The sequence below is a fragment of the Capnocytophaga catalasegens genome (assembly GCF_026005215.1).
GTDB lineage: Bacteria > Bacteroidota > Bacteroidia > Flavobacteriales > Flavobacteriaceae > Capnocytophaga > Capnocytophaga catalasegens.
In genome coordinates, this window is record NZ_BPMA01000018.1 from 147,104 (window position 1) to 164,929 (window position 17,826).

Here is a 17,826-nt window from a genome sequence, read left to right on the forward strand (position 1 = left end):
ATTTGTATCTTTGTTTCAAATTTTAATTTTTTTACAATGGATGCAAACAAAACAAAAAGTACTTGACATAATGAAAAAAGAAGCAATACCGCTAAATGCTACAAAAATTGCTGAACTTACAGGGCTTGATAAAAAAGTAGTCGATAAAGCAATGGCTGAACTCAAAAAAGAAGAAGCTATTTATTCTCCCAAGCGTTGTTATTGGCAAGCTAAATGATGAATTAAAAAATAAAATTCCTATACAGCAAATAGTACGATATTATAATGTTGTATAGGGATTTTTTATTTTTTCCTTTTGGAAATAATTTTTAGATAATTAGCTTACAATCTACTTTCGTAGATAAAACGATGTTGAAAACTCTTTTTTTACTCAAATAAATTTTTTCCTTTATAAATTTGTTCAATTAAAAAAAAGGTAGTACTTTTGCCCCTCGAAAATTATAAATAATATTTTAAATATGAATCATTACGAAACTGTTTTCATTTTGAATCCCGTTTTATCTGAAGCACAGATAAAGGAAGCAGTTGAGAAATTCGAAAATTTCTTAACCTCTAAGGGAGCAGAATTTGTAGCAAAAGAGAATTGGGGGCTAAAAAAATTGGCTTATTCTATTCAAAACAAAAAGAGTGGTTTTTACCATTTGTTTGAATTCAAAGCACCAGGCGAAGTTATTGAAACTTTCGAGTTGGAGTTCAGACGTGACGAACGAATTATGCGTTACTTAACTGTAAAACTCGACAAAGAAGCCATTGCGTGGGCAGAGAGAAGAAGAGCGAAGTTAAACCAGAAAAAAGCATAATTATGTCAAGCATTGAACAACAAGCCAAAGGTAAAAAAGATGGAGATATCAGATTTTTAACTCCATTAAATATTGATACGAACAAAAACAAAAAGTATTGTCGTTTCAAAAAAGTAGGCATTAAATACATTGATTATAAAGACCCCGATTTCTTATTGAAATTCGTTAACGAACAAGGAAAATTATTGCCTCGTCGTATTACAGGAACTTCGTTGAAGTTTCAGCGTAAAATAGCAGTTGCTGTGAAAAGAGCGCGTCATTTGGCACTAATGCCTTATGTAGGAGATTTATTAAAATAAAATTAAACGAAACGTAAGAAATGGAAATTATATTAAAACAAGACGTTCAGAACTTAGGTTTTAAAGACGATATCGTTAATGTGAAAAATGGATATGGTCGTAACTACCTTATACCACAAGGAATGGCTGTTTTGGCTACTGCTTCGGCAAAGAAAGTATTGGCTGAAAACCTAAAACAAAGAGCTTTCAAAGAGAAAAAGCTAATTGAGGATGCGAAAGCACTTGGTAAAGCATTACAACAATTAGAAGTTAAAATATTGGCAAAGGTTGGAAGCGGAGATAAATTGTTTGGTTCTGTAAATCATTCTAACTTGGTTGAAGAGTTAGCAAAAGCTGGTCACTCTATTGACAAAAAATATGTACATATAGCTGGTGGAAATATTAAACGTACAGGTAAGTATGAAGCTAATGTACGCCTACATCGTGAGGTTATTATCGCTTTGCCTTTTGAAGTAGTTGGAGAACAAGACTAAGAAAGTTTTTTTTTCATATTGTAAAAATCGTTTCATTGATTTGAAACGATTTTTTTAATTTCAATTTATCAAAAGATTTTATTGCATCATACTTGCAATCAATAATTATACCTAAATAACATTATTATACAAAATAAAAGGATATACTATGAAAAGAAAATTATTTTATATATCATTATTATTATTAACTTGTCGATTTTATACTTTTGGAGGAATTTTCTCAGAGAAAGCAAAAAGTATAGATGAATTTGTGCCCAAAGGTTGGGAATTAATTCTTACTAAAACTGGTGATTTAAACCATGATAAACTTGAAGATGCTGTATTGATTATAGAAAAAAATGATAAAAATAATATTAGAAAAAATGATTTTTTAGGTCCCGAATATCTGAACTTAAATCCCAGAGTTCTGTTAGTATTATTTAAACAAAAAGATAATAGTTATCTTTTAGCTGATAAGAATGATAAGGGATTTATTGAAAGTCAAGGAAATATAGATACCCCTGCTTTGTTAGACCCATTAGAAAATGATAATATTTATATAGAAAAAAATTGTCTTAAAATAAAATTTCATTATTTTTTTAGTGCTGGTAGTTGGAGTGTAACAAATATTACTTATACTTTTAAATTTCAAAATAATACATTCAAACTTATTGGGCTTGATAGTGATACTTTTATGAGAAATTCTGGTGAAGAAGAAATGTTCAGTGTTAATTTTTTGACTAATAAAATTAAAATAACAACTGGTAAAAATATGTTTGATGATACAGAAAATAAACCAAAAGTTAGTTGGAAAAAAAACATTATTAAAAAAGAGTATATATTGAGTGAAATGTCAAAAAATACGATAGATGAAATAACTAATTATATTTATTAGACGATTAAAGTAATACTATTACAACATTATATATTGTTTTACTCTTTCACTATGTATATTTTTTTGTATTTATTTTTATTTTATTACCTTATTTTATATAACAAAAAAATTAAATTGTTAATCTGTATTTATATATTGAAAATGAAACAACTACTTATTTTTTATGATAATTGGTGTCCTTATTGTACCAGATTATCTCGTTGGATAGAAACGCATGATATTCTTCATAAAATAACTCCCCTACCCTTACGCCAAGAAGATAATATAATACAATATCCTGCTATTGATATGAATAAAGCCCTAAATAAAATGGCTTCTTATAATGGTAAATCGTTTTATTATGGATATACTTCCATTTATCTTATCAGTAAGCGTATTCCTATTTTATGGATTTTATTTCCTTTGTTTTGGATTTTACACATTAGCAAATTAGGCAATTATATATATAATGAGTTTGCTATCCGTAGGAAAATAATACCTTTACATTGCGATTCTAAAAAATGTAACATCAACTAATTTTATTTTCTTATATTTTTATTTTAAACATTGTGTAACAAATAAATCTATCTATACATTTATTTTAAACAGCGTTTAACAAATAAATCTATCTGTACATTTATTTCAAACAGATTGTAAAAAATAAATCTATCTGTACATTTGTTTCAAACAGCTTGTAACAAATAAATCTATCTGTACATTTATTTCAAACAGATTGTAACAAATAAATCTATCTGTACATTTGTTTTAAACATTGTACAGGAAATAAATCTATTTATCTATTTTAATTATTTTTATAAAATAAAATCAACTTATTACTATTTTATATAAAAAATCAAATACAACTATTTATTTTAAAAACAAACCATTTATACATATTTTAACAAATAAATAGCATAAAAAAATAGATTTTGGAACGATTTTTGCTGTATTTATTATATTATTTTTAAAATTATTTTACAATGAAAATATCTTTACAAAAAATAAGCACGAAGAATTTGGCAACACTGACCAAACGAATCATCACGCTTTCGAAAGAGACCCATAGTTCGGTAACGGCAAATCACCCATTACTTGCAAAGTTAGAGGTTGCTTTTGCTCAATATGACGCCGTATATACAAAGGCAGCGTATAGCGGCAAAGGGAAAGAGGTAGCCCAAGCGGACAAAGCACGCGATGAGATATTTGCATCGTTGAAGAGTTTTTTGGCGGGGTATGCGCAATTTCATTTTGCTCCGAATTATCAATCGGCACAGGCTTTGTACGAGCAGATGAAGGTTTTTGGTCTTAACATAGACCGTCTGAGTTATGCAGAGGAGTCGGCACAGATGATAAAACTCATTGAGAGTTTTGAACGTCCTGAAAATCAACAACATTTTCAAACATTATCTATTGTTGATGCCTTTACAACACTAAAAACCAAGCAAGAAGAATTTGAAAAAATCTTTGCTTTGCAAACCAACGCCAATGCGGAACTTCGCCAACAGAAGTCAGCAACGAATTTGCGTCGCGATGTTGAAAAATCACTTCGTACATACTTAGATTTCTTGACTGCTATGAGCGAAATAGACCCTTGGAAAAACTTATACGCCGATGTACACGAAGTAGTAAAAGCAGCGCGCAATAGCAACTTGCCAGCTACAAACAAAGGAAAAACAGAATTATCTGAGTAAAAAAATTTTTTTTTTATAATTATTTATAATTTTTTTTTTATACTTTTGCAACATCATAAATTAAACGATTCTTTGTGTATGAAAAATACAGTTCCTAAGTACCAAAGACCTCTGAAAAGCACCAACGAACCCATTGTTCATGTAGATAGTTGGTACGAATCTACCGATGCTTTTGATGATAAAAACTACGATGAATCGGTACGCAAACTCATCAATTATATCAATCCGGAGGTTAGCAAAAAAATTACTTCAACTACGGGAGATTTCTCCTTCGAATATCCACAAGGTTCTTCAACAATAACCTTTGGAGTGAAAGATAAGGTTCTTTTCATTGAAGCACCATTTGTTAAAATAACCGAAAAAACAAACAAGGTCGCTTTGTTAAGACGTATTACCGAATTGAATTTTGGTCATTTGACCCTTCCTCAGATTCATTTGTTGGATAACTTATTATGGTTTAAGTTTGATACGCCCTTACACTTGTGTCAGCCCAACAAAATCTACGATGCACTACGCGAAATTTGTATTACAGCTGATGATTTTGATGACGAATTTATCGAAAAATACGAGGCAGAAAGCATTCAAGAGCCTGTGGTTAGCTATTTTGACGCCAGTGAGCAAGAGAAAATCTGGGAACATATTCAAAATATTCTCTCTCAATACAAAAGCTACATGGCTTACTTTGAAGAAAAACGTTGGGAAGGCAGTCAATGGGATATTATTATGATTAGTTTGTTCCAATTGGGTAATTTGCCTTATGTCAATGGTCTATTACGTACTGATTTGTACGAATACATAAGCAATATAAACAACAGCCGTATTGATTTTAAACTTCGGTTAGATAAAGGAAAAAATTTCTTCAAACAACTGATGGAAAAATCAAAAGAAGACCTGATGAAAAACATATATCAAGCGCAAACTTTTATGTCGCTCAAATGGCGTAGCTCTTCTAAAATACTTCAAGAAGTAGCCGTTGGTTACGAAGAAGATATCAGAAAGTATAAGAGTTCTGACGATAGTTTTAACATCGTGTATTATTTAGAATATATGTACTTGCGTATACTTTATTATTACACACTTGATGAAAACTACCGCGAGTTATTAATGAGTACCTTAGAGAAAGCCTCTGACAAAACGTATGAAGAAGGAGCTAAAATTTTGCTTAATACCTATGAGCATTTGCTTCATGAAACCTTCCCCAAAGGAATAGGCAACCTGTTTAAAAGTAAAGGAAAAGGACTATTTGCTCGTTTATTCGGATAACTTAATCGTATCACATTATGGAACAATATAAAGAAAATATATATAAAGTAATTACTTCAACAGGAACAGGAAGTGGCTTCTGTGTAAAAGATTACGACTTTGTCATTACCAATTATCACGTAGTGGAAGGAACTAAAATATTGGCTATTGAAGACCAAAATCAAAACAGATACTTGGCACACGTAGTTATGGTCAATCCCGAAGCTGACTTAGCATTTCTTAGCGTTGAAGGTTTGAATACAAGTACGTCTAACATTACATTAGATAAAGAACTTCAAGTAAGTAATACACAAAAGGTTTTCATCAACGGATACCCATTTGGAATGCCTTTTACCATTACCGAAGGGATTATCTCTTCGGCAAACCAACCGATGGGAAATCGTCACTACATACAAACCGATGCCGCAGTAAATCCAGGTAATTCGGGCGGTCCAATGATAAATCAATCGGGCGTGCTGGTAGGAGTTACCACCTCTAAGTTTGATAATGCTGATAATGTAGGATTTGCTATTCGCTTCAATGAACTTATCAAAGAGATTGAAGATTTTAATTTCACAGACAATGTATATCGTGTTAAATGTAATTCGTGCGATAACTTCATAGAAACAGAAGTTAAATTCTGCCCTCATTGTGGTAGCAATATCAATAGTTCGGTATTTGAAGAATTTGAAAAATCTCACTTTGCCAATTTTATAGAATCGGCTATGGAAGAAATGGGTGCTAATCCTATTTTATGCCGTGCAGGTAGAGACAATTGGGAGTTTCATCAAGGTAGTGCCTTACTGCGTATTTTCGTATATCAACGCGATTACTTAATTGTAACCTCGCCACTGGCAAAACTTCCTAAACAGAATTTGCTTCCGTTGTACGAATATTTGCTCTCACACCCGCATTTGCCTTATTCGTTCGGTATTTCTGACAATACCATTTATCTTTCGTATCGTGTTCACTTGTCTGATGTCTTCTCTGACGATTCAGATAAGATAAAACAATACGTGCGTAATATGCCTGCTCTTGCCGATGATTTAGATAATCTTTTGGTTGAAAAGTATGGCTGCGAATTTTCAATTGAAGCAAAACTTGATTAGATTCATTTTTTTTTGATTTTTTAAAATTAATTCTGTAAGTCAAAGTATTTTACACTGCTCGTAATAATACTTTGACTTTTTTAGTTAAATTTTTTTTAATGTCGCATCGTATCTTATTTTTTTGAACTAAATTGCGGTCTTTTAAGTAACAACCTATATATAAATGATTAAAACACTGAAAAAACTAATCGTTTTGAGTCTTCTTTTAGGATTTATATCGTGCGATTATTTCAAAAAAAGCGAGACTCAACCCCAAGCCGTCGCACGTGTTGATGATGATTTCTTGCTCAAAAGTGATATTGAAAAAATTCTACCACAAGGCTACTCACTTGAAGATAGTGTGCGTATAGCAACAGGCTATGTCAATAGCTGGGCTTTGAAAAAATTACTAATGATAAAAGCTCAAGAAAATATTTCAAATGAACAAAAAGAAGCCTTTGAACAATTAGTCCAAGAATATCGTACCGACTTATACACGCAGTCATATCTGGAAAAATTGGTTGCCAAAAAAATAGATACAACTATCTCACAACGCGAAAGAGAACAATTCTATCAAGAAAATAAATCAATCTTTAAACTTAACGAAGGCTTGATAAAATTACGTTATATCCATCTACATCAAGACGATGAAAAAAATAAAAATATTGCCGAATCGTTCAAAAGATTTAATAAAAAGGATAAAAAACAATTAGATTCACTATCTTTGCACTTTGTTTCGTCATTCTTCAATGATAGTATTTGGCTCAAAACCATTGAAGTATATGACAAATTGCCTTTCTTAAAAGACAAAATAGAAGGCAAATCAGGCGACTTGAATTGGGTTTTGGAACAAAATGATTCTACTGGGTATTATTTAGTCAAAATACGAAAATTACTCAAAAAAGACGATGAAGCTCCCATAGAATACGCACGCCCTACCCTTAGGCAAATTATCCTGAACAAACGAAAATTAGAGTATATCAAAGAAATAGAAAACGATATTATAAATACAGCTGTTAAGAAAAAACAATTTGAAGTATATGAATAAATTAACAAAAATAGTAGCATTGGTAAGTGGGTTGTGCTTAGGATTCAGTACTTGGGCGCAACAACAACACACACAAAGAACAAAAGTTGATGGTGTTGCAGCCGTAGTTGGCGATTATTTGCTTCTGGAAACCGATATCGAAAATGCTTTGCTTGAACTTGAATCACAAAACATTGATACCAAAAATATTACCCGTTGTAGCTTATTAGGAAAACTAATGGAAGACCGCCTATATGCTAACCAAGCTATACAAGATAGTATTACTATTTCTGATGAAGAAATACGTGAAGTTGTTAATCAGAAAGTAGATTTTATGTTAGAGCAAGTAGATGGAGACATCAACAAAGTAGTTCAATTCTATCGAAAAGATAGTGAGCAAGCACTTCGCGATGAACTTTTTGACGTACTAAAACAAAACGAATTGGCCAATCGCATGAAAGCTAAAATCGTTGAAAACTTAGAAGTTACTCCCGAAGAAACACGCGTTTTTTTTGACAAAATTCAAGCAAGCGAACTTCCTACCATTGGAACAGAACTTGAAATTGCTCAAATTGTCATTGAACCAAAAGCTCCCCAAGAAGCTATTGACAAAGTAATCAATCAATTACGCGAAATAAAAAAAGATGTTCAAGAAAATGGTCAAAGTTTTTCAACCAAAGCTATTTTGTATTCTGCCGACCGCGCTACGGGTGGTAAAGAACTGACTTTCAACAGAAAATCAGGATTTGCAAAAGAATTTAAAGATATGGCATTTAGCCTACAAGAAGGAGAAATTTCTGAACCTTTCAAAACAGATTTCGGCTGGCATATACTACAAGTAGTCAAAATACGAGGCAAAGAAGTCTCTGTACGACACATACTTATGGTACCACAAATACCTGATACAGCCTTGGAAGAAGCTAAAAAGAAAATAAATGACATTCGCAATAAAATCATTGCAAAAGAAGTTACTTTTGAAGAAGCTGCGAGAAATTTTTCAGACGAAAAAGAAACACGCGAAGATGGCGGACAGCTTATCAATCCTGAAACACTTTCGACTAAGTTTGAACTCACGCGTATGGACCCTACTTTATATTCGCAAGTAGCCAATTTGGCAGAAGACGAAGTTTCTTTTCCCGTAGTTGATGAAGATAGAACCGGAAGAAAAATGTTCAAAATATATCGTATTACAAATCGTATAAATGAACATACAGCTGATTTTGTAAAAGATTATCCACATATTCAAGAATTGGCTCTGAAAGAAAAACAATTAAAAACTATCGGTAAATGGATAAATGAGGCTATAGACAAGACGTTTATTTCTGTAAAAGGAGACTATCAAAATTGTAATTTCGCTAATAATTGGTTGAAAAAATAAAATATGCAATTATTTTATAACGAATTCATTGAAGAAAATTCAACAGAAATCAGTTTTGATAAAGAAGAAAGCAAACACATCGTTAAAGTACTACGCAAACACCTTGGCGATACGTTGTTTATAACCAATGGAAAAGGTTGGCTTTTTGAAGCCATAGTCAAATCAGACAACGAAAAAAAATGTATAGCAACTATTTGTAAATCAATTCATAGAGAAAAACATTTTTATCAATTACATTTGGCTGTTGCCCCTACTAAAATGAACGAACGTTATGAATGGTTCTTAGAAAAAGCAACAGAAATTGGTATTGACCAAATTACACCTATTATTTGCGAACATTCTGAACGAACTTTTGTCAAAACTGAGCGTTTTGAGCGAGTTATTCTTTCAGCAATGAAACAATCATTACAAACATATAAACCCCAACTGAATCAACCCATTTCATTTGCTGAATTTATTGAAAAAAACTGGAAAGGACAAAAGTTTATTGCACACTGCGAAAAAACAAATCGTATAGAATTAACCAGCGAATTGCAAAAATCAACCTGTGATAATATTCTGATTTTAATAGGTCCCGAAGGTGATTTTTCTTCAGCAGAAATTGAAAAATCTATTGCCAAAGATTTCTTACCTATATCTCTGGGAAATAATAGATTACGAACAGAAACAGCTGCTATTGTAGCTTGTAATGCCGTTTCGATTTTGAAAAAAACAACTCTTAATAAATAAATTTATGAAAAAGTTTTTCCTATTTTTCATCTCAATAATTATCATCACACACATTTCGTGTAACAAAAATGAGAATATCTCGTTGGGTGCTGAACCTTTTTCAACCTTAGTAACTCCGTTCAAAAAACTTAAAATCACAGATGCAAATGGAGATATTATTGAATATACATTCGTATTTGATAAACAAAATAGAATTATCAAAAGTTATTGGACAGACACTTTAAACTATTCGTATAGCCACAAGAATACTACGTTTGTACAAGTATCTAATCAGAAACAAGGCACCTTCGAGTTCAATACTTTATGGAATTTAGAGCGCTTTACTTACAATAAAGACAGCCTATACATCACCCCAAATGACACGGTTAATCGCTTTTATACGAATACTAAACTCTATTTATACAAAAATGGTAATCAATTAGTTAAGATAATTGAGGGAAAAGATTATTACAACTTTGTTTGGAATGACAATAACATTACTTCAATCGAATACAAACAGAATAATAAATTACAAAAATTAGAGTTGGAATACACTAATTCAGATAATAAAAACGGATTTTTATTCACAAATTACAATCTGATTTTTACCGATGCGGATTTTTTTATCAATAAAGGTTTCCCTTCCAAAAAATTAATTCAAAAAATTATCCACAAAGAACAATCATCAACAAATTCAGATAATTTTGTAACGCAAAATGAAAAAACGTTAAATTATGAATTTAATTCAGAGGGCTTGGTAACCAAAATTACAACTACCGACAACAATGGAGTTTTTATTTATGAATTCACATACTAATTTTCCATTGTTTGCAGAAAAATTCTTACAAAAAATCTATAAAATTTGTGAGAATTACTATGAAAAATAGTAAAAATAACTCTTTTTATTACATAGTGTAAGTTAAATAAAATTATAATAAACAATTTTTTACAAAAAAATATATAGATTTTACATATATTCAATTTACTGATTTTCAACACAATAAACATTTTCAATACAATTAAAAGAAATATTTTTTGAATTTATTGCAAAATATTTTTGGTAATTTGATCATTTTTTCGGAACTTTCGGATTGAAAATAACAAATATCTATACAATGCCAGAATTAAAGGAAAACCTGCTACATGCAGATGGAAACTCACAGAGCAAACCTGAAAATATTCTCTCAGAGAATGAAGCTATTCTAAACAAAATCAATGACGAGAATGCGCACGATGCCGAAGATCAAGATAATAAATCTCGACACGAAATTCCGTTGTTGGATTACGAAACTATGTCCTTAGAAGACTTAGTCAAAGAGTTCAAACGTTTGCTTCATCACGAGAAAATACAAGCCATCAAAGAACATATTGAAGGTATCAGAACCGAATTTGAAAAGAAATTTGCACATTTCTTAGATGAAAAAAAAGAAGCCTTTCTTCAAGATGGAAATGAAGAAAAAGACTTCAAATACGTTTCGCCTGTTAGAAATCAATTTAATGAATTATATGACGAATATAAGAGCAAACGCAACGTATATTACAAAGAACTGGAGCAAAAACTACAAGCGAATTTAGCTCGACGTCAAGACATCATACACGAAATAAAAAATCTTATCACGATTGATACAGCCAATTCGGATACGGACATCAATGTGATTTTCAAAAAATTCAAAGATTTACGAGAACAATGGTATTCTTCGGGAGCTGTTCCACGCGAAAATTATAATGACCTTTGGAATAATTTTAATCATCACGTAGAGAATTTTTACGATTATCTAGATTTGCATAAAGACTTGCGTGAGATGGATTTCCGCCATAATTTGGAAGAAAAAACAAAAATTATTCAAAAAGCTGAAAGTTTGCTCGATGAACCTGATGGAAATAAAGCCTTTCGCGAATTGCAACTTTTACACAAACAATGGAAAGAAGAAACTGGTCCGGTTGATAGAGAGCATCGAGAGGTTATCTGGGAGAAATTCAGCAGAATAACCAAAGCTATTCACGACAAACGGCAAGCATTTGTGAAAAATTTAGAAAAATCATTTGATGAAAATCTCAAAATAAAAAATGAGATTATTCAAAAAATAAAACTTCTCTCTGAAAAAGAAAATAACTCACATGGTAGTTGGCAAAAAACAATTAAAGATATCGAAAAACTACGTGAGGTTTTTATGCAAGTAGGAAGAGTTCCCGCACAAGTAAGTGAACAAGTATGGGGCAAGTTTAAACAAGTTGTCCGAGATTTTAATCATAAGAAAAATCTGTTTTATAAAACACTTAAACGAGTACAGCAAGAAAACTTAGAAAAAAAACTTGAACTTATTCGAATTGCCCAAGAGCATCAAAATAGTGAAGATTGGGACAAAATTACTCCTTTGATGAAAGATATACAAGACCAATGGCGTGCTATTGGGCATGTACCTCGCAAACATACTGATAAAATCTGGAAAGATTTTAAAGATGCTTGTAATCATTACTTTGACAGACTTCATCAACACAAGAACAGTTCACAAAATGATAGTTATGTTGCTTTTGACAAGAAAAAAGCATTTTTAGATTCACTTAAAACTTTTGAGCTTTCAAACGACAAAGAAAAAAATTTGGAACAATTACAAACATTTGAAAATCAATGGAACGAATTGGGAGTTACTCCAAAAAACAAGCGAAATCTCGAAATAAAATTTCATAAAATAATCAATGCTCTTTACCGAAAACTTGATATGAATCGCCAAGATATAGAACTTATCAAGTATAACAACAGGTTAGAACACTTGGCTAATGAAAATACAGATAGTCTTATCAAAGAACAACTATTTGTCAGACGTAAAATTAGCGAACTACAAGCCGAAATATTACAATTGGAAAACAATCTATTATATTTTAGTAACGTTGATGAAAACAATCCGCTAGTGAGAGACGTCATAAAAAAGATTCAAAACCAAAAAATAGCTGTTGAAACTTGGCAGGCTAAGCTAAAAGAACTCAAATCTTTTAAAAAAAATCAGAAAGAGACGAAATAATAAAATTCTTTTAATTTGCTTGAAGTGCTCTTATACGGAGCACTTTTGTTTTATAACAAAAATAAATCTTTGCATACGATGAAAAAACTTGTTTTTGCTACCAACAATCCTCATAAAATAAAAGAAGTACAAGCTATGCTTCCGCAAGATATTCAATTAGTTAGTTTAGAGGCTATTGGCTGTCAAGAGGAGATACCCGAAACGGCAGATACCATTGAAGACAATGCGATTCTGAAAGCAAAATACATAAAAGATAACTACGGATACGATGTTTTTGCAGATGATACAGGTCTTGAAATAGAAGCACTAAACAATGAACCTGGGGTACGCTCGGCACGATACGCAGGTGAACACAAAAATAGCTTGGAAAATATGCAATTAGTTCTGCAAAAAATGAAAAAGCAAACGAATCGAAAAGCACGATTTAAAACAATTTTTGCGTTGTATATAGGTAAAAAACTACATTTGTTTGAAGGGATTGTACAAGGGTTCATCTCTCAAAATCCGAAAGGCGAAAACGGATTCGGATATGACCCTATTTTTATTCCCAATGGATATGAACAAACTTTTGCCGAAATATCTTGTCAAGAGAAAAACACAATCAGTCATCGAGCCAAAGCTACCCAACAATTAGTTACTTTTCTAAAACAATTCTGACAATAGAACCCGAATTAAAACTTTTTTGACAAGGAGCCGAGCCATTTTGTTTTATAAATCAAAAAGAAAATCCCGTAGGAGTAATCATTGAATGATTATTTGCTACGGGACGCTAATTATGAAAAAATTAAAAACTCGCCTTAGTTTGTTTTTTTTCTGAAAAGTAAGTATATTCCTGCGATGATAAACGGAACACTGAGCCATTGTCCTGTTGAGAAAATTCCGAATGTACTTTCAAATCCGCCTTGACTTTCTTTAACATATTCTACCAAGAAACGAATTGTCCAAAGGGCAATGAGAAATACACCAAAGATAAAATACGGCTGGCGCTTTTTGTCCGTTTTCCAATACAAAAACCATAGTATCCAGAATAGGAAAAAGTACCCTACGGCTTCATAAAGTTGCGCTGGGTGTCGGTAAGGTATCGAATTGAAAATTTCGACAAACTGCGGATTGGTAGCAATCGTGTCAAACGCTGCTTTGGGCGTAGTTTGTGAAGTTAATTCCATAGCTTGTCGAGGCGAAAAATCACCTCCTTGCATAAATTTCACGCCCAATGCAAACGTTTTATCTACAATATTTCCATTGATTTCGGAATTCATAAAATTGCCCAAGCGGACAAACATTCCTCCGATAGTAATGGGAATTACTACCCTATCAAAAAGCCACGAGAGCGAAAAATCTCGATATTTTCGGTTGAAAAGAAAAATAGCCACGATAATGCCTATGGCAGCTCCATGACTTGCTAAGCCCGAAAACCCAGTAAATTCAAACTTGGGTTCAAAACGAAACGGCAGTATAATTTCGGCCAAATGATCTTTGTAATAATTCTCCCAATCGTAAAAGAATACGTGTCCGAGCCTTGCTCCAAGTAGCGTAGCTATGGCAACATACATCAAGAGCGAATCTAAGCGCTCTATTGGTTTGTTTTCATTTACAAATATTTTTTTCATTAGGTAATAACCCAACGTAAAAGCCACAACAAACATCAGACTATAATAGCGGAGTTGCAAATGCATAAACCCTAAATCTAAGTCTAATAACGTTTGGTTCGGATTCCATACAAAACTCAAAAACATAAACTTTTTTGCTTTAATCGAACGCAAAGGTACAATTATTATTTGAAAAAATGTTGTAAAATTTTTTTTTTTTGCCAAATGACATTCTTTTCCTTAGATAAATTTCTATTTTTGAGCTAAAATACAATCACTACGTCTGTTTATCGTATTGCAATTTTGTCCAAGTCATTTTCTTTTCCTTTGCTTAGAAATATTTTTTTTACACACTATTCATTGATTTTTTATTATAAATATTTATTTACAAAAGGTTATATATCTAACGATTTAATCTATTATTTATAAACAACTTATTATTCCTAATATATATAAAAGTATTATATATAAACAATAAATTATTTTTATTACAAATAAACGAATTATTTATTAACAATAGAGTATTTTTATTACAAATAAACAAATTGTTTATGAACAACAGAGTATTTTTATTACAAATAAACAAATTGTTTATGAACAACAGAGTATTTTTATTACAAATAAACAAATTATTTATGAACAATATAGTATTTTTATTATAAATAAACAAATTGTTTATGAACAATAGAGTATTTTTATTATATATGAATGAATTGTTTATAAACAACAGATTATTTCTATTACAAATAAAATAATTGTTTATAAATAACAGAGTATTTTTATTACAAATAAACAAATTGTTTATGAACAATAGAGTATTTTTATTATATATGAATGAATTGTTTATAAACAACAGATTATTTCTATTACAAATAAAATAATTGTTTTAAAACAATAAATTTATTATAATATGAATAATAGAATTATTTTGGAACACTAGGTTTTTATCAATGAGTAAAAATGTATTGCTATAAAACAATAAATTCTCAACAATGTATTATAAAGCATTACATAAAAACAATGAATTATAACTAATTTACTTTAAAATATTATATTAAAACAACAGCTTATCTATAATATACGTAGGTATGTTGTAAAAAAATAATGCATTACTGCAAAGCAATAACGCATTATTATTTATACAAGTATTCTAATTTTCTAAATGTAAATAGAGTTCTCCTCGCTCCCCTACCCTTTTCAGGGGAAATATATCAGTTCGCGCTGAGTTATTTTGATAGGTTTTTGATTGAGATAGTGTATTTTTTTCGTCCAATTTCCTTGTATATCATACGTATATTCTATTTTTCGATGCAAAGTCCCCTCTTTCGAGGCGTTGCGTGTTCTTTCTACTTCATTATTATATGTATCATAGGCGATAGTTTCTTCGCTTTGCAGATTTTCGTTCTCATCAACTTCTTGTTGGTTTATAAGATTTTTTTGAGTATCATAGGTGTTGTAGGTTACTTTGTTCAATTGATTTTTATGATTGAATTCCGATACTTTGGTACGATGTTGATTTTTGTCATGCTCCATAATCCATTTTTGGGCAATTTGTCCATTGGCAAAATAACTATGTTGTTCTACGATTTCATTCTTTGAATTGTATTTGTACGTAAAACGCTCATTTAGTACGCCTTTATCAACTACTCGGTGTTCTATTTTTCGATTTTTTTTATCGTATTTATACACAACATTGCGTGTTATTTGGTTATTTTCGTTGTAAAAACGAATATCTTTTAGATTTCCTTTATCATCAAAAGCTGAAATAATACTCAAAAAGACCTTTCCTTCTTTATTAGTAACTTTTATTTCGGTCATTTTCAGATTTTGCGGATACACATACGTCCATTTTTCAATGCGTTGATTATTTTTATCGTATTTTTCTTTCAGAAGATACTTACCACCAGGGTCAAATTCTGTAAAGATATTGGGCATAAACGGGTCAATAGCCCCTTGTTGTACATGTTCATCGACAAGTATCACATGGTATGAACACTCACGTACCGAACGAACGTTTCCATTAAGTTTTTCTTTTTCCCAATCAGTTTTTTCTTGTGAAAATCCGATAAAATAACTTACCAAAAGGAGTAAAACTATTATTTTTTTCATATTTTTATTTTTCTAAAAAGCAGACAGAACTTCTCTGATAAGAGAAATTCCATCTGCAAAACCATGAGTATTTCTATAAAACTATGCATGAATAGCCCTTTTTTCTGTGGCATCAAGTGCCGCTTCTTTAAGGGCTTCCGAAAATGTGGGGTGAGCGTGGCAAATACGTGCAATATCTTCGGCACTGGCACGGAATTCCATTGCAGTAACCGCTTGAGCTATCAGGTCAGAGGCTCTGGCACCAATTATATGTACACCCAAAACCTCATCTGTATTTTTATCTGCCAAAATCTTGACAAATCCATCAGTTTCTGCACTGGCACGCGCACGCCCCAAAGCACGCATCGGGAACTGCCCTACTTTATAAGCTACACCTGCCGCTTTGAGTTCTTCCTCCGTTTTTCCAACACAAGCCACCTCGGGCGTGGTATAAATAGCCCCAGGTATGAGGTCATAATTCACGTGCGGCTTCTGCCCTGCCAAGTGTTCGGCTACAAAAACGCCTTCTTCCTCTGCTTTATGAGCCAACATAGCACCTGGTACAACATCACCAATGGCATACACTCCCGAAACACGGGTTTGCAAGTGATTATCAACAACTATTCTCCCTCGTTCATCGGTCTGAACGCCTATTCTATCTAAGCCTAAGCCGTCCGTATAAGGTTTTCGACCGACAGCTACCAAGCAATAATCACCTTCAAGGACAATTTCTCCTTTTTTGCCATCAGCTTTCACTTTAACAACCTTTCCAGAACGAGTAACTTCTTTAACTTTGGCTTCGGTATAGAAAGAAAAACCTTGTTTTTTCAGCACACGAGTAAGTTCTTTACCTACAGATTTGTCCATTGTTGGGAGAATGCTATCAGCGTATTCTACAACAGAAACTTCGGCTCCCAACCGATGATACACTTGCCCTAATTCTAAACCAATTACTCCTCCGCCAATCACAATAAGGTGTTTTGGGATTTCTTGTAATTTCAGAGCTTCTGTCGAAGTGATAATTCGCTCTTTATCTATTGAAATAAAAGGCAAGGATGCAGGTTTAGAACCCGTAGCAATAATTGTATTTTTAGTAGAAATCTCTTGCAAAGTTCCATCTTTTTTAGCAATTTTGATTTGATTTGCCGACACAAAACTCGCCACCCCGTAATAGACATCTATCTTATTTTTATCCATCAAAAAAACAATCCCTTGGCAGGTTTGCTCCACCACAGATTGTTTGCATGCAATCATCACCGGAAGATTAGCTTTGACACTGCCCAAAATCTCTACGCCATATTCCTTTGCGTGTTTGTTGGCTATTTCAAAACGATGCGAAGAGTCTAACAAAGCCTTTGAAGGAATACAGCCTACATTCAGACACGTACCACCAAGTGTATCATATTTTTCGACCAACGCCGTTTTCAAACCTAATTGCGCACAACGAATTGCACTAACATATCCGCCTGGTCCTGAACCTATAACAACAACATCGTATGTTTTCATATGTTTATTTTATTTTAATGTTAAATTTAAGTAATCAAAGTAACTCTTTCGTTATTTTATCAAT

The 17,826-nt window shown here is 31.9% G+C and carries 18 protein-coding genes; 15 read left to right on the forward strand and 3 right to left on the reverse strand.

The features are described from left to right. The first annotated feature begins 70 nt into the window (after window positions 1-70). The 15 genes from OO775_RS06430 (at window position 71) to OO775_RS06500 (ending at window position 13,236) form a co-directional block, all read left to right on the forward strand. A complete protein-coding gene (locus OO775_RS06430) occupies window positions 71-217 on the forward strand; it encodes a hypothetical protein (RefSeq protein ID WP_264846236.1) in 147 nt (48 codons plus the stop codon). Window positions 218-458: 241 nt separating this feature from the next. Continuing rightward, the gene (rpsF, locus tag OO775_RS06435) at window positions 459-800 is read left to right on the forward strand and encodes a 30S ribosomal protein S6 (protein ID WP_264846237.1); all 342 of its coding nucleotides are present in this window, start codon (window positions 459-461) and stop codon (window positions 798-800) included. Next, on the forward strand, window positions 800-1,099 hold the full coding sequence (rpsR, locus tag OO775_RS06440; protein WP_264846280.1) for a 30S ribosomal protein S18: 300 nt from the start codon (window positions 800-802) through the stop codon (window positions 1,097-1,099). The genes rpsF and rpsR overlap by 1 nt, the downstream gene beginning before the upstream one ends. A 20-nt stretch (window positions 1,100-1,119) precedes the next feature. Beyond that, window positions 1,120-1,572, forward strand: coding sequence for a 50S ribosomal protein L9 (rplI, locus tag OO775_RS06445; protein ID WP_264846238.1), 453 nt, complete (start codon window positions 1,120-1,122; stop codon window positions 1,570-1,572). A 148-nt stretch (window positions 1,573-1,720) separates the two neighbouring features. Beyond that, the gene (locus tag OO775_RS06450; protein ID WP_264846239.1) at window positions 1,721-2,446 is read left to right on the forward strand and encodes a hypothetical protein; all 726 of its coding nucleotides are present in this window, start codon (window positions 1,721-1,723) and stop codon (window positions 2,444-2,446) included. Window positions 2,447-2,587: 141 nt separating this feature from the next. Then, window positions 2,588-2,962: a thiol-disulfide oxidoreductase DCC family protein gene (locus OO775_RS06455; protein ID WP_264846240.1), complete on the forward strand. Its 375-nt coding sequence runs from the start codon at window positions 2,588-2,590 to the stop codon at window positions 2,960-2,962. A gap of 443 nt (window positions 2,963-3,405) precedes the next feature. Beyond that, window positions 3,406-4,116, forward strand: a complete 711-nt coding sequence (locus OO775_RS06460; RefSeq protein ID WP_264846241.1) for a DUF6261 family protein — start codon at window positions 3,406-3,408, stop codon at window positions 4,114-4,116. Between the two features lie 78 nt (window positions 4,117-4,194). After that, window positions 4,195-5,379, forward strand: coding sequence for a hypothetical protein (locus OO775_RS06465; protein WP_264846242.1), 1,185 nt, complete (start codon window positions 4,195-4,197; stop codon window positions 5,377-5,379). Window positions 5,380-5,396: 17 nt separating this feature from the next. After that, entirely contained in the window at window positions 5,397-6,467 is a 1,071-nt protein-coding gene (locus OO775_RS06470) for a trypsin-like peptidase domain-containing protein (protein WP_264846243.1), read from the forward strand. A 163-nt stretch (window positions 6,468-6,630) separates the two neighbouring features. Continuing rightward, complete coding sequence (locus OO775_RS06475) at window positions 6,631-7,494, forward strand: hypothetical protein (protein WP_264846244.1); 864 nt, start codon at window positions 6,631-6,633, stop codon at window positions 7,492-7,494. Next, the gene (locus OO775_RS06480; protein WP_264846245.1) at window positions 7,487-8,851 is read left to right on the forward strand and encodes a peptidylprolyl isomerase; all 1,365 of its coding nucleotides are present in this window, start codon (window positions 7,487-7,489) and stop codon (window positions 8,849-8,851) included. The genes OO775_RS06475 and OO775_RS06480 overlap by 8 nt, the downstream gene beginning before the upstream one ends. 3 nt (window positions 8,852-8,854) lie before the next feature. After that, window positions 8,855-9,580, forward strand: coding sequence for a 16S rRNA (uracil(1498)-N(3))-methyltransferase (locus tag OO775_RS06485; protein ID WP_264846246.1), 726 nt, complete (start codon window positions 8,855-8,857; stop codon window positions 9,578-9,580). A 4-nt stretch (window positions 9,581-9,584) separates the two neighbouring features. Continuing rightward, window positions 9,585-10,376: a hypothetical protein gene (locus OO775_RS06490; RefSeq protein ID WP_264846247.1), complete on the forward strand. Its 792-nt coding sequence runs from the start codon at window positions 9,585-9,587 to the stop codon at window positions 10,374-10,376. A 298-nt stretch (window positions 10,377-10,674) separates the two neighbouring features. Next, on the forward strand, window positions 10,675-12,579 hold the full coding sequence (locus OO775_RS06495) for a DUF349 domain-containing protein (protein WP_264846248.1): 1,905 nt from the start codon (window positions 10,675-10,677) through the stop codon (window positions 12,577-12,579). A gap of 78 nt (window positions 12,580-12,657) precedes the next feature. After that, the gene (locus OO775_RS06500) at window positions 12,658-13,236 is read left to right on the forward strand and encodes a non-canonical purine NTP diphosphatase (RefSeq protein ID WP_264846281.1); all 579 of its coding nucleotides are present in this window, start codon (window positions 12,658-12,660) and stop codon (window positions 13,234-13,236) included. Between the two features lie 140 nt (window positions 13,237-13,376). On the opposite strand, the gene lgt is transcribed toward OO775_RS06500, so the two are convergent. The 3 genes from lgt to lpdA all read right to left on the reverse strand — a co-directional run bounded on the left by lgt (window position 13,377) and on the right by lpdA (window position 17,762). Beyond that, complete coding sequence (gene lgt, locus OO775_RS06505) at window positions 13,377-14,315, reverse strand: prolipoprotein diacylglyceryl transferase (RefSeq protein ID WP_264846283.1); 939 nt, start codon at window positions 14,313-14,315, stop codon at window positions 13,377-13,379. A gap of 1,050 nt (window positions 14,316-15,365) precedes the next feature. Continuing rightward, entirely contained in the window at window positions 15,366-16,277 is a 912-nt protein-coding gene (locus OO775_RS06510; protein WP_264846249.1) for a hypothetical protein, read from the reverse strand. A gap of 81 nt (window positions 16,278-16,358) precedes the next feature. Beyond that, window positions 16,359-17,762, reverse strand: coding sequence for a dihydrolipoyl dehydrogenase (lpdA, locus tag OO775_RS06515; RefSeq protein WP_264846250.1), 1,404 nt, complete (start codon window positions 17,760-17,762; stop codon window positions 16,359-16,361). Window positions 17,763-17,826: the final 64 nt, after the last annotated feature.